The sequence below is a fragment of the Clostridioides sp. ZZV14-6345 genome, from assembly GCF_020657775.1.
Taxonomy (GTDB): domain Bacteria; phylum Bacillota; class Clostridia; order Peptostreptococcales; family Peptostreptococcaceae; genus Clostridioides; species Clostridioides difficile_D.
This window is the reverse complement of record NZ_JAGWCX010000002.1, coordinates 58,883-72,294: the sequence shown is the minus strand read 5'-3', so window position 1 is coordinate 72,294 and position 13,412 is coordinate 58,883. Positions and strand designations below refer to the sequence as shown.

General features: G+C 27.7%; 14 protein-coding genes. 2 read left to right on the top strand and 12 right to left on the bottom strand.

The features are described 5' to 3' along the window. Positions 1 to 46 precede the first annotated feature (46 nt). From KGF39_RS00885 to KGF39_RS00840, 10 genes are all read right to left on the bottom strand, one after another. On the bottom strand, positions 47 to 628 hold the full coding sequence (locus KGF39_RS00885) for a CheB methylesterase domain-containing protein (RefSeq protein ID WP_107595955.1): 582 nt from the start codon (positions 626 to 628) through the stop codon (positions 47 to 49). Between the two features lie 39 nt (positions 629 to 667). Then, a complete protein-coding gene (locus tag KGF39_RS00880; RefSeq protein WP_227820834.1) occupies positions 668 to 1,471 on the bottom strand; it encodes a CheR family methyltransferase in 804 nt (267 codons plus the stop codon). 35 nt (positions 1,472 to 1,506) lie between these two features. After that, positions 1,507 to 1,947, bottom strand: a complete 441-nt coding sequence (locus KGF39_RS00875; protein ID WP_227820833.1) for a chemotaxis protein CheW — start codon at positions 1,945 to 1,947, stop codon at positions 1,507 to 1,509. 12 nt (positions 1,948 to 1,959) lie between these two features. Further along, positions 1,960 to 4,086 (bottom strand): chemotaxis protein CheA, encoded by a 2,127-nt coding sequence (locus tag KGF39_RS00870; protein WP_227820832.1) that lies wholly within the window; start codon positions 4,084 to 4,086, stop codon positions 1,960 to 1,962. 56 nt (positions 4,087 to 4,142) lie between these two features. After that, positions 4,143 to 5,846, bottom strand: coding sequence for a methyl-accepting chemotaxis protein (locus KGF39_RS00865; protein WP_227820831.1), 1,704 nt, complete (start codon positions 5,844 to 5,846; stop codon positions 4,143 to 4,145). Positions 5,847 to 5,871: 25 nt separating this feature from the next. Further along, positions 5,872 to 6,831, bottom strand: coding sequence for a diguanylate cyclase (locus KGF39_RS00860; RefSeq protein ID WP_227820830.1), 960 nt, complete (start codon positions 6,829 to 6,831; stop codon positions 5,872 to 5,874). A 135-nt stretch (positions 6,832 to 6,966) separates the two neighbouring features. Next, a complete protein-coding gene (locus KGF39_RS00855; protein ID WP_227820829.1) occupies positions 6,967 to 7,485 on the bottom strand; it encodes a chemotaxis protein CheW in 519 nt (172 codons plus the stop codon). 42 nt (positions 7,486 to 7,527) lie between these two features. After that, positions 7,528 to 8,013, bottom strand: coding sequence for a chemotaxis protein CheD (locus KGF39_RS00850; protein ID WP_227820828.1), 486 nt, complete (start codon positions 8,011 to 8,013; stop codon positions 7,528 to 7,530). Further along, positions 8,010 to 8,594 carry a chemotaxis protein CheC gene (locus tag KGF39_RS20105; RefSeq protein WP_227820862.1) on the bottom strand — a complete coding sequence of 195 codons (585 nt, stop codon included), beginning with the start codon at positions 8,592 to 8,594 and terminating at the stop codon, positions 8,010 to 8,012. The genes KGF39_RS00850 and KGF39_RS20105 overlap by 4 nt, the downstream gene beginning before the upstream one ends. Before the next feature lie 97 nt (positions 8,595 to 8,691). Further along, entirely contained in the window at positions 8,692 to 9,054 is a 363-nt protein-coding gene (locus KGF39_RS00840) for a response regulator (protein ID WP_227820827.1), read from the bottom strand. Positions 9,055 to 9,945: 891 nt separating this feature from the next. Between KGF39_RS00840 and KGF39_RS00835 the strand changes: the two genes are divergently transcribed. Then, positions 9,946 to 10,086 (top strand): hypothetical protein, encoded by a 141-nt coding sequence (locus KGF39_RS00835; protein ID WP_227820826.1) that lies wholly within the window; start codon positions 9,946 to 9,948, stop codon positions 10,084 to 10,086. A gap of 158 nt (positions 10,087 to 10,244) precedes the next feature. Further along, positions 10,245 to 11,900: an AAA family ATPase gene (locus KGF39_RS00830; RefSeq protein ID WP_227820825.1), complete on the top strand. Its 1,656-nt coding sequence runs from the start codon at positions 10,245 to 10,247 to the stop codon at positions 11,898 to 11,900. A gap of 374 nt (positions 11,901 to 12,274) precedes the next feature. Here the strand turns inward: KGF39_RS00830 and KGF39_RS00825 are convergent, their stop codons facing one another. Next, on the bottom strand, positions 12,275 to 12,778 hold the full coding sequence (locus tag KGF39_RS00825; protein WP_227820824.1) for a hypothetical protein: 504 nt from the start codon (positions 12,776 to 12,778) through the stop codon (positions 12,275 to 12,277). A 230-nt stretch (positions 12,779 to 13,008) separates the two neighbouring features. Then, a complete protein-coding gene (locus tag KGF39_RS00820; RefSeq protein WP_227820823.1) occupies positions 13,009 to 13,353 on the bottom strand; it encodes a cupin domain-containing protein in 345 nt (114 codons plus the stop codon). Between the last annotated feature and the right edge of the window lie 59 nt (positions 13,354 to 13,412).

Here is a 13,412-nt window from a genome sequence, read left to right as displayed (position 1 = left end):
TAATAAAAGATTAATTTTTATTTGTAAAAAATTAATCTTTTTGTTTTTAAATATTAATATGTCTTATCAAACAGTTTGAAATTTCATTAAGTGGTAACTGTAACACAACAGAACCCCTATCAAAAGCCACCATTGGCATTCCATATACTATACAGGAATTTTCGTCTTGTCCAATTGTAAATGAACCACTTTCTTTCATTTTTAAAAGTCCATTTGCTCCATCAGAACCCATACCTGTAAGTATTATTCCTATTGAATTTTTACCTGCTACTTCTGCAACTGAATCAAACAAAACATCTACTGATGGACAATGACCACTTATTTTTTCACCTTTTTCACAAGTTACATAATATCCTTCTTTATCTACACATAATTTCATCTGATAATCTCCAGGTGCAATTAGTACAGTTCCTTGTTCGACTCTGTCATTATTTTTAGCTTCTCTTACATTCATAATACACTGCTTGTCAAGCCGTTGTGCATACATATAAGTAAACATAGCTGGCATATGTTGAACTACAACAATCCCTGGTGTCGATTTTGGTAAGTCTTTTATAATTTCAAGTATTGCCTCTGTACCACCTACAGATGCACCTATAGCAATCACCATATTATTAAAATGTTCCACACTACCGCCTCCACAAAATCATATATCAAAACTACTCTTTTATTTTTTATAGATAGCAGGTTTTACATATTTATATTTAGTATTACTTCTGTTAATTATCTCTGCATGTCCTACAAACAAAAAGCTATCTTTTTTGGTTACATTATAAAATTTATTTATAAGTTCTTCCCTAGTTTTTAAATCAAAATAAATCATAACATTTCTACAAAAAATTAAATCAAAATGTTGATATGAAAAATCATTCATTAAATTAAATGGCTTGAAAATTACACTTTTTCTAATCTTATCACAAACTTTAAATGTTCCATCTTTGTTATCTATGAAATACTTCTTCTTCCATAGCTCAGGAACATTGTTAACATTTGATTCTGTGTATATACCTCTTTTAGCTTTTTCAAGTGAGTTCATTGAAATATCTGTAGCTATAATTTTAATATTCCACAAATCTCTATTAAAACCAAAATAATCATCTAAAGTCATAGCTATTGAATATGCTTCTTCTCCACTAGAACAGCCTGCACTCCATATATTCAAGTTTCTTAGTTTATTATTTTCTTCCCAAAAAGGAAGTATACTATTATGTATAAACTCAAAATGCTGAGGTTCTCTCATAAAAAATGTATGATTGGTACTCAATCTATTTACTAAGTTTATAGCTTCATTTCCTGTCTTATCTTTGAATAATAGATTCGTGTACTGACTAAAAGAGCTAAATTTTCTATCTATCATTGTATTGTATAAGCGCCCTTCAATTAATGCCCTTTTTTTACTTAAATCAATTCCATATTCTTTTTTTATATGGTTTACAAGAATTATAAATTCTTCATCAGTGAGCTTTATCATGCAAAAACTTCCTCCTACTAATTTGTCAAAACTAACTACATGCTATTAATCAAAAACTTTTGAATATCTAAAATTAGTATAGAATTATCTCCAATTTTTGCAATTTCTTTTATATCTTTATTAATATTTATGTTGCTAGAATCAGTTGTCTCTAATAAATTTAAATTATCTATAGGTATAACATCAACAACTTTATCTACAATAATTCCAACTTGATACTCATCAACCTCTGTAATTATTATACATGTTCTTTCGTTATAATCAGTTTCAGGAAGATTATATTTTATATGTATATTTATAACTGGTATTATTCTTCCTCGTAAATTAATAACTCCATTTATATACGCTGGAAGACATGGTACATATGTTATTGATTGAAATCTTATGGTCTCAATCACATTTTTTAATTCTATTCCATAAATAACATCATTAACATAAAATGTTAATACTTGTTTGATAATTTCATCTTTAGACATACTTTAAATCCCCTAATATATTTCCATAATGTTATCTGCATCTATAATTAAGCTTATACTTCCATCTCCAAGTATTGTACATCCTGATAAACCATTATTTTTTATGTTGAATCGGTTAAAATAAACTGGAAATGGTTTTACAACAACTTGTTGATTTCCTATTATTTCATCAACAAAAATACATGCTGCTTTACGTTCATTTTCAATAATTATCATATTTCCATGCATCAAATTGGTTACCTCTGTTTGAATATTATATATTTTATGTAACCTTATAATAGGAATACATGCTCCATATATCATAATTAACTCTGTTTTATTACTTTCTGCAATTATCTGATTTAAATCTGTAAGCTTAAATGTTCTCCTTATTGATGATATTGGTAAAGTAAATAGTGAATCTCCAACTTTAAACTCCATACCCTCTACTATAGAAAGAGTCAGTGGTATTTTTATAGTAAATGTTGTGCCTTCATCTTGTTTACTTCTTACTTCAATTGAGCCTCCAACCTTTTCAATACTTTTACGGACAATGTCCATGCCTACTCCTCTACCAGAAAATTCAGTTATAGATTCTTTTGTAGAAAAACCTGGTGTCATAATCAAAGAATTGACCTCGTCATCAGTATATTCACTGCTTTGATGTTTAAGAATACCTTGTTGCTTAGCTTTTGCTAAAATCTTATCTTTCATAAGACCTCTGCCATCATCTGAAATACTTATCACAGCTTCTCCACCTAAATTTTCAGCAGATAAAAATATCTTTCCTACTTTTTCTTTTCCTTTAGCTATACGCTCTTCAATAGGCTCTATTGCATGGTCCATAGCATTTCTTATAAGATGCATAAAGGGTTCTGCTAAATTGTCAATTACACTCTTATCTACTTCTGTCTCTGCTCCTATAGTTATCAACTCTACATTTTTATCTAACTTTTTATTCATATCTCGTACAATTCTGTGCATTTTTTGAAATACACCATCAATTTGAATCATACGCATTGACATTACTATATCCTGCAATTCATCTGTAAGTTTATGCAATTGTCTTGTTGCCTTATTAAAATGGTCTATATCAACACCTGTAGAATTTACGCTATTTACAACCATTGATTCCATAATTACAATTTCTCCAACTATATTCTGAAGCAAATCTAATTTTTCTAAATTTACACTCATAATACTCTGCTTACTTATTGGCAAGTGTTCATTTTCTTCATTTAGATTATTTTTTTCTATGTCAATTTTTTCATTTAAAATATCTTCTTGTAATTCATCTTCTTTTATATAGTTATTTTGATACTTTATACTTATCTCATTATTATCTTTTAATTTATTTTCTACTTCATCATTATCTAATGTATTTTTTATTTCTATTTCTTTTTTACTGATATTTATATATTCTTTTACATATATATTATCTTGTATGGTTCTATAAACCATTATTCTATCATCTTTAGCAATAAACTGTAAATAAAATCCATGATTTTTAATATATTCTGCTGATTCTGCATTTGTTTCTACATCTTTAGGATAAAATTCTAGAAATTCACAGTAATCTCTAAGTTCAAAAATAAGCATAAAAGCTCTTACATTTTCCATCATACAACCTTGTTCAAAGATTATTTTTACTATATCAGAATCTTCTTTATATGAAAAAATTAAATCGACAATTTCTTTCTCATCTGTACTTTCTAAACTTATATTATCTTTTGATTTCATAGAATTTGATAACTCTAAAGTATTTACATAGTCTTCAATTCCTTTGATAAAATTAAAGTAATTAGAAGATATACAATCTCCTGATTGTAACTTACCTATATCACATTTTATAAAATCCAAAGCTTGAAAAACTAAATCAAATAATAAGTCATTGTCTAAAACTTTTATTTTTCCTTCACGTATGACATAAAACAAATCTTCTACACTATGTGCTAGAGCAGCTATATTGTCTAACCCCATCATAGACGCTGAACCTTTTATCGTATGCATTATTCTAAAAGTTTCATTAATATTGTTATGGCTAAATGTTTTCTCTTTTTCTGTTTGAATCATAATTTCATCTAATTGTTCAAGTAATAGACTTGTCTCAAATATAAACATATCTAACATTGGTCTCATACTCGGTTCAATATAATTCATATTCATCACCTACGGTCTACAAATAATTTTCTATTTTCCATATAGCATTTCATAATTTAAATCCATGATGATTCTCTTATCTCACTTTCTTTTAGATGAAATTTTTCTACGAGTTCTTTTAAAATTTGTGCTTGAGCAGACATCTCTTCTGAAGCTGCGGCACTTTCCTCTGCTGTTGCTGAGTTCATTTGGACTACTATAGAAATTTGCTCTATTCCAGATAAAATCTGTGTAATTGCTACTTCTTGACTATGTACAGAAGAAGAAATCCCATTAATATAATTAGTAGTTTTTTCTACACCATTGACTACTAAATCCAACGCATTTGCAGTCTCTTTAGCAATTTTGACACCATTTTCTACTGTTTTAATAGCTTCTTCTATGAGAATCGCTGTATTTTGAGCTGCTTTTGCACTTTTACCAGCCAAAGACCTAACTTCATCTGCTACAACTGCAAATCCTCTACCATATTGACCTGCTCTTGCTGCTTCAACAGCTGCATTTAATGCAAGAATATTAGTTTGGAATGCTATCTCATCTATTGTTTTGATTATTTTTGATATTTCACTCGACTTTTCACTTATTTCGCCCATTGATGTCATCATATCATCCATACATCTACTTCCAAAACCAACTTGTAACGCTGATTGGTCAGATACCTCACATGCAAGGCTAGCACTATCTGCACATTTCTTAATTCCATCTGATATTTCATTAATTGTGGAAGCTAATTCTTCTACTGAACTAGCTTGTTCAGTAGCACCCTGTGAAAGAGCTTGTGCACCTGCTGCAACCTGTTCTGATGCACTTGCAACTTGCTCTGCTGATAAGTTTATTTCAGAAAAATCACTATTGAAAGAGTTTATTATACTTTCTAAAGATTTTTTAATTGATTTAAAATCTCCAATGAATTCTTGGTCTATCTCTACTCTTAAATCTCCTTTTGCAATACTAGTCAACGTACTATCTATAAGGTCTATATAATTTAAAAGCATACTTTGCATCTTTTTAACAGAACCTACCAACATTCCTATTTCAGATTTACTTTCTTCAACATCTATACTTGTTCTTAAGTCTCCAGATGCAATTCTTGAAAAGTGTTCTTCTACTTTATTAATAGGAATCACTATCTTTAATTTTATTACTATATATTCTATTATTGTTAGTATCATCAATAGAGAAAGTATAAATATTGTTCTTAATATTAGACTTTGCAATTCTTTTTTTACTTCTACAATTTCGGCATTTGAGCGATTAACTATATCCTCTTGAAATTCATTTATTAAAGAATCCATTCTTTCTTGAGAGTTTATATAACCACTACCAAAAATTATACTTTGAGCCGTACTCTTGTCATTACTTTCGACTGCCTTTATAGCACTTTGTTCTGTTGGAACCAAAGAATCTGATATTTCTTTTGCTTCTAAGATTTTATTTGACTCACTCTTTGTGAGACCAATTCTTTCCAACTTGTTTAAAGCTGACTCTCTTGTTTTTCCATATAATTCTTTTTCATAAATATCTTTATCCTTTTTTTCACCTGTAAAAACGTATCTTCTTAATACATCACTTACTTCTCTAGTTGCATCTTTTATATACTGACTTTGAGTCCTCAAATTATTCATATCACTAATACTTTTTTCCACTTTTTCAAATGCTTTATAAGATGAAATAGAAGAAAAAATTCCTGCTAGAACAGCCAATACTATTATAATCAGCAATAGAATTGCTAATTTAGAAAGCCTTACTTCTCTTTTCATACTTGTACTCCTTTATAAAATAAGTTTATATCTTCTTTAATCCTTTCATTGTACTTACTACACTACAATCTTTTCCTAAACTTTTGCCCTCATACATAGCTTTATCCGCTAAGGATATGTTTTCTTCTAAGGATATATTTGAGTTTACTTCTACTACCCCTAACGTAATAGTACTTTTTATTTTATTTTCTTTATACTTGAAGTCAAATTCCTTTACCTCTTTACGAATTCTTTCTGAAAGGACTTTAGCATCTTCTATCGAAGTATTTGTAAGCATTATCAAAAACTCTTCTCCACCCCATCTTGATACAGTGTCAATTTGTCTACAATTCTTTTTTATTATACTTGATATTACTGTCAACACAAAATCCCCTGCATCATGCCCATAAGTATCATTAATAACCTTAAAGTCATCAATATCTCCAAGAATAAGTGATATTGATGTTCCCTTATACTGATTAATTTTTCTTTGCTCCATAAGCTGATTAATTATGTGTCGTCTATTGTAAAGACCTGTAAGATAATCTCTTACAACGAGTCTATTCAATTTTTCAAGAGAAGATTCTAGTTCTTTATTTATCTTTTTTAATTTATCTTGAGATTTCTTTACTTCAAGATGAGCCATAATACGAGCTTTTAATTCTGTCATACTAAAAGGTTTTACCATATAATCTATTGCACCTACTCCAAATCCCCTTACTATATCTGTATCTGCATTTTTTGAAGTTATAAAGATTATAGGTATATCTGCTGTGCGAACATTAGATTTCACGACCTTACAAAAATCAAAACCAGAGTTATCTGGTAAAATTATATCAAGCAAAATAATGTCTGGTATAAATTCTTCAAGAAACTCTTTTGCCTCTATTGCATTAAATGCTTTCTTCACATTAAAATTATCTTTTGTAAGTGCTTTATCTACTAAGTCACACATTAAAACACTATCATCAACAACTAAAATTGTTCCTTGTTGCTTATTTTCCATATACAAACCTCTCTTAAACATAATATATTCAAATTTTAATAGCTTAAAATTTTTGTACTTAATAATTATACCACTATATTTCCATATATTCCCTTCATAATATTTTTATAGTAATCTTATAGTTATACCCTTGTACTATATGATAGTACAATTATATTCATTAATTACTTTGTCTATTAAAATTTCGTCTTTATCGGTCAAAAGTTTCTCTAAATCTAGTAAAGTAATTATTTTACTATCTAATTCTCCAATACCGCTTACAAAATAATCTGAATATTCGAGAGTAACCCTTGGTGGAAGTGATATTTGACTTTTTTCTAAACTTATTATCTCATCAACTTTATCAACCACAAATCCAACTACTAAATCTTTTATTTCAATTACTACTATATACGTACAATTGGTAATAATTAAATCATTTTTTTTAAGTCTCAAACGCATATCTATTATTGGAATAATTTTTCCTCTTAGATTTATTATACCTTTAGAATATGTAGGGAGTTCTGGAATAAATATAATTTCTTGATTTCCAATAATTTCTATTACATTTTCAAGTTCAATCCCAAAATCTTGCTCATCTACTTTAAATTTTAGATACTTAATTCCTTCATCAACTAACTTATAATCTAAATATGGGTCATCTGGAAATCTCATTTAATACCTCCCACCTAAAATATACTCTCTATAAAATCTATGTTATATTTTCTTTTTACCTTTATTTATTGAATCTACAATTAATTCGCCTGTTTCAATATAAAAACGTATTGTCCTTCCATAATTCATACCTGTGTCCTCTGCTACTATTGGAATATTTAGTCCTAAAAGAGTTTTTTTTACTGCTTCAACATTTCTATATCCTATACTTGCAATTGATGAATTGCTATTTCCTAAAAACATCTTAGCTCCCCCAGCAATTTTTGCTTTTATATATATTCTATTTGCACCTATATTTTCCATAGACTTAATGAGTTCATTTATTCCTGTATCAGCAAATTTATACTTATTTTCAATGTTGATAGCATCTTTACTATATGGCAACATAACATGTAACATTCCACCAATTCCTGCTACTTTATCTATCAAACAGACTCCTACACAAGAACCAAGTGCATAAGTAACCAAAACATTTGGTCTATAGGCTATCTTCATATCTGCAATGTTTACTACTATTTCTCTATTCATACTTCTAATCCCAATCTCACTAATATTTCTCTAAGTGAGCCCATTTCTGGAATCATCAAAATGTGGCTAGTAAAATAATTATCACTCATTTTAAACTTATTTTCTATAAATAAAACTTTATCACCCACATCTGAAAATCTTATCATAGGTACATTTAAGACAGCTCCAACCATATCAATACATATATCTGGAACTGATATACTTATAGTCATGTTTAACATAGATGCAATAGCATTTATATATGAGCTTGCCATTATATTTCCTATTTCTTTAATTGCTGAAATTTCAATTTCTTCAATCTCGTCCAAAAGAGCTTCTTCTTTATTAAAAAGATAACTTAACATGAGTTGAGTTATTGATTCGTCCAACAAAAATATAAACATTCCATCAATATCGCCTTTCATATCAAGTAAAATACATACTACTTTGTTTTCTGGACCGCCAAGCAGATTTGTCGCTTCATTATATTCAAGTATCTTGACCATAGGTATTAATACTTCTATATTACTATTTATCATGGATGCAAGTGCAGTAATTGCATTCCCAGAGCCTATATTACCAATTTCTCTAAGTGCATCTATATGAGCATCATCAAGTTCTAAATAATTTATAATATAAACCCCTCCCTTTATTGTTTCATTTATGTACTTTTCACTATATCAGGTGTATACTTACATTTTATTTTAAGGCATTATTTACAACTTTGACTAATGTATCTGTTTTAAAGGGCTTCACTATAAAATCTAACGCTCCAAGTTTTATAGCTTCTACAATCATATTTTCTTGTCCTATTGCAGAACACATCACAACCTTAGCATTTGAATCTAACTTTTTTACTTCTCTTAGCACCTCTAAACCATCTTTTTTCGGCATTGTAATGTCAAGTAACATTAAATCAGGCTTTTCATATTTAAATATATTACAAGCTTCTTCTCCATCATTTGCTTCTACTAAATTATTATAGCCACTTTTACTCAGAGCTTCTTTAATCATCATCCTCATAAAAATAGCATCATCTACTATCAAAATTTTATTTTCCATAAAACTAACTCCTCCATATGTACAACAATAAATGCTTTTATTTTCAGTTATTGTCTATACTATCTGACTATTTTTCGCTACACAATAAATACATTTCATTGATAAATAAAAGTAATTATTTATGCCATATTATATTCAACCATCTTAACACAATTTGTCAATAAAAAAACTTATATCTCTATTGTAATATATGTTTGGCATTTTGACGAGTTATTAAAAATATAATTGTATAAAAACATAAAAAGTTGTCAAAAGTAATCAAATTAATATCGCTTATATCTTTTTTATATTTTTATAAAAAATAATTTTCAGATTAATTAAAATCATTTCAGTATATTAATTTTTATAATATATCGAGTTTGTAATTTACCAAAAATGAAAATAACCCTTTATACTACTTTAAATACTTAATGGCAAGCTCTTTTACTCCTCTAATATCTAGTGGCTCACTTACTTAATCTCTAATAGATAGTTACTTGCCTATTTAGTTATATAAAAACATGTATAGTAGTATAAATATTTATTAGTTATAAATATTTATACTACTATACATGTATTATCGATTAAATTAGACTTAACTTTATAGATTATTTTAACTAATCATATTTATCAAAAATGGGTGGAATACTCCATCTTCATTTTTCACTAGTAAGCAAAAATTTGTTTGCATAGTTTACAAACTTTCTTGTAGATAATAAAGAGATTTCAAAGGATACTCTATTTATTGATGGTACAAAATAGAGTCATCTGCTAATAGATATACTTTTGTTTGGAAAAAAGCTATAAATAAAAATATGGCTAAAATGATGAATAATATATCTGACTTCATATTAAAATGTGAGATTGATTTTGGTATTTATTTAAATAAAAAATAAAAAGGGAGTGTTTATTATGTTTGAGATTCAGCTATTATTTAGTGGTAAGGTTTTGAAAAATGGTTTTAGCAGAGTTATGTTGTTAGCAATAATAAGATTTTTGTATCATAGAGGTGTGTCTAACAAATACATAACAAAAATGTATAAAGAATTTTAAAAAGACTTAAAGGGGCTTTCTATTAGCCTAGATAGCTTTTTGTTTACATCTGTAAGAGAATTAATTTCAAATTAAAAGAAGTTAAATTCTGTAAAAAATAATCAGCTTTTAATAAATACTAAATTAGGTTAAAATAATTAATAAGAGAGGTGTCTAATATGAAATTTTTTGAGATAGGAACATCTGATTTTAAAGAGTATATAAATAGTGGTGCATATTTTATTGATAAGAGTTTGTTTATAAAAGAAGTATGGGAAGATAATAAGTACATATTGATAACTCGTCCAAGAAGGTTTGGAAAAACTTTAAACATGAGTATGCTTAAGTATTTTTTTTATAATAATGAAGCTGAAGAAAATAAAGAACTTTTTAGAAATTTAGAAATTTCAAAACATGAAGATATTATGAAAGAACAGGGGCAATATCCTGTTATATTTATAAGTTTTAATGGTTGTGATATAAATGATTTAGAAAGCTTAAAAGAACTTGTTGTAAAAAAGATAAAAAATGAGCTGGATCGTTTTGATTATCTAATAGATGAATTATCAGGAAGAAAAGCTAAAAAATTTGAGAACATATTAGATTCTAATAAAGATTCTGATTTAATTGAATCAATAGCATATCTATCTGAGACATTACATTTAACTACTGGTAAAAAACCAATATTATTGATTGATGAATATGATACTCCTGTTAATAAAGCATATACAGAGGGGGTATATGAAGAAATAATAAACTTTATGAAAGCATTTTATTCAAATTCAATAAAAGATAATATACATGTAAAAAAAGTAATTATGACTGGCGTTCTTAGAGTAGCAAAAGAGAGTATTTTTTCAGGGTTAAATAATTTAAGTGTTTATACTATTAGGGATAAAGGTTATGAAAGTTGTTTTGGGTTTACTAAAAAAGAGGTAGAGAAAATACTGAACCATTTTGGCATAGATAGAAATGTAAAGTTATTAGAGGATTACTATGACGGTTACAAATTTGGAGATATGGAAATATATAATCCTTGGTCAATTATGAAATATATAGAGAACGCTACTAAATATGGTAACTACATTGAAAAACCATACTGGATAAACACAAGTTCAAATGATATAGTCGTTGAGCTTGTAAATATTAAGCACAAGGATGGTATTGAAAAACTTATAAGTGGAGAAGAAGTAATAGATATTATTGATGAGAATATAGCATTTAGATATATTGCAGATGAATCAACTTCTCCTTGGAGTTTATTATATTTTAGTGGATATTTAAAGATATCTAATGAATATGATTATGGGCAAGTTGGGTTAATAATTCCTAACAAAGAAGTTTTACATTTCTTTAAAAATGAAATAATTAAATGGTTTAATATTGATATGAAAATAGAAGAATATATTCCTATTGTTTTAAGTTTAATAAAAGGAGATACAGAATCATTTAAAAAAGGATTTAAAGAAATATTAGCTGGAGTATTTAGTTATTTTGATTTAAAAGGAGATGAAAGCGAACAATATTACCATGTATTTACTATTGGTATTATGGCTTTACTTTCAGATAATTATATAATTAAGTCAAATAGAGAAGCTGGAGATGGAAGGGCAGACCTACTTATAATACCTAAAAATCCATCTGAATTAGGAATTATTATGGAATTTAAAAAATCTGATAAAGAAGAATTATTATTAAAAGATGCTAAAATAGCACTAAAACAGATAAATGATAAAAAGTATGATAATGAATTATTAGCATTAGGAATAAATAATATCTTAAAAGTCGGAATTTCTTTTTACAATAAAGAATGTGAAATGATTTTTGGACAATAAAAAAAATAAATCCCAAGTTCAAAAGAGCCTGGGATTCTTGTATGCTCCAGACCATTCAACAATTGCAAGATTTCATAGTATTCATTTTTCACTAGTAAGCAAAAATTTGTTTGCACAGTTTACAAACTTTCTTGTAGATAATAAAGAGATTTCAAAGGATACTCTATTTATTGATGGTACAAAATAGAGTCATCTGCCAATAGATATACTTTTGTTTAAATAATACTGCATTTCACTACAATATCTCGTCATATCTTTAATGCTTAGAACAACTTGCTTATTTAGCCTTCTTTCATACATAAGTAACTTTAATCTTCATATAAATCGACACTATTTTATATTTTCCTGTTAACATACAAACAAAAAATTTGTTATTACTTTTTCCTCTTTTTAGGGTAAAAGGCAAGAAACAGCTTAATATATTCTGGGATTTTTGTAACATCTGGAGAAAAAAACCAAAAAGCAAATCCGTCGCATAATTCATATCTCTTGCCGTGAATGGTATAGCTTTTCCTATGGTTACATGAACAATCCTCTTTCATATTATGACAATGTTTACAAGCTCCATAATCTCCTGTAAAAGCTTGCTGAATATAGTCTGGGGCTTGTTCAATAGCCTGTCTCTGCTTATCCACATTGCTGAAATACATACGTAGAATTAAATCATTTTCACGCAGATAAATCCGAGCATATGATTTTTTACTTTTTACTCCTGCTTTTGTGTAAATAATCATTTTACGACCCCAACAATATCCTTCTCCTATTGTTTGATTACAAGTATAACCAAGCCTATTCATTTCAGCATTAAAAGCCAATATAAATTCCTTATCTTTAGAACTTACAAAACTATACTCTTCATATCCTAATAAATCTTTCATTACATTTACCTCCTTTACATAAAGCATATCAAAAACAAGTAAAAAACTCCTCGCTTTTCATGTCATCATTTGTGAAGCAATAGTTCTATATCAAAATTCATAAGTTAATATCCTCATGAAATCTCTTCATTTTTCTCACAAATAATACTACGTTTCACCACAATATCTCGTCATATCTTTAATGAACAGAATAACTTGCTTATTTAACACTCTTTCATACATAGGTAACTTTAGTCTTCATATAAATCGCCACTATTTTCTTTGTTTAATGTTCCCTCTAACTCTATCATTAAAAACTTTGTTAATTTTTCAACTACGGGGCGATGTTTCATACCTTTAGGAACAATAATAAATTCTCCAGCATTTACTTTAGTTTTTCCAGCTTCTGTTTCTAAATTAAAACTGCCTTCGATTACAAAAAAAAGTTCATCTGAAAATTCATGTGTATGAAAATCCAAGGTACGGTTTTCAACTTGAACAACGCTAAGAACATGAGAATTCAAATATCCAACTTTCTTATAAACATACAAATTTTCTAACACATTAACTTCTTTTACTAAATTTATAGCTTTCATAACTAACCTCCATTTTTCATTGATTATTTTATATTTTCATGTTAGCATAAAAAAATGAA

Coding starts and splice junctions, on each gene's coding strand:
- KGF39_RS00820 (WP_227820823.1), bottom strand. CDS start 13,353: ATGAAAGCTATAAATTTAGTAAAAGAAGTTAATGTGTTAGAAAATTTG.
- KGF39_RS00870 (WP_227820832.1), bottom strand. CDS start 4,086: ATGAATTATATTGAACCGAGTATGAGACCAATGTTAGATATGTTTATA.
- KGF39_RS00880 (WP_227820834.1), bottom strand. CDS start 1,471: ATGATAAAGCTCACTGATGAAGAATTTATAATTCTTGTAAACCATATA.
- KGF39_RS00840 (WP_227820827.1), bottom strand. CDS start 9,054: ATGGAAAATAAAATTTTGATAGTAGATGATGCTATTTTTATGAGGATG.
- KGF39_RS00850 (WP_227820828.1), bottom strand. CDS start 8,013: ATGAATAGAGAAATAGTAGTAAACATTGCAGATATGAAGATAGCCTAT.
- KGF39_RS00865 (WP_227820831.1), bottom strand. CDS start 5,846: ATGAAAAGAGAAGTAAGGCTTTCTAAATTAGCAATTCTATTGCTGATT.
- KGF39_RS00830 (WP_227820825.1), top strand. CDS start 10,245: ATGAAATTTTTTGAGATAGGAACATCTGATTTTAAAGAGTATATAAAT.
- KGF39_RS00855 (WP_227820829.1), bottom strand. CDS start 7,485: ATGAGATTTCCAGATGACCCATATTTAGATTATAAGTTAGTTGATGAA.
- KGF39_RS00825 (WP_227820824.1), bottom strand. CDS start 12,778: ATGAAAGATTTATTAGGATATGAAGAGTATAGTTTTGTAAGTTCTAAA.
- KGF39_RS00860 (WP_227820830.1), bottom strand. CDS start 6,831: ATGGAAAATAAGCAACAAGGAACAATTTTAGTTGTTGATGATAGTGTT.
- KGF39_RS00835 (WP_227820826.1), top strand. CDS start 9,946: ATGTTTGAGATTCAGCTATTATTTAGTGGTAAGGTTTTGAAAAATGGT.
- KGF39_RS00875 (WP_227820833.1), bottom strand. CDS start 1,947: ATGTCTAAAGATGAAATTATCAAACAAGTATTAACATTTTATGTTAAT.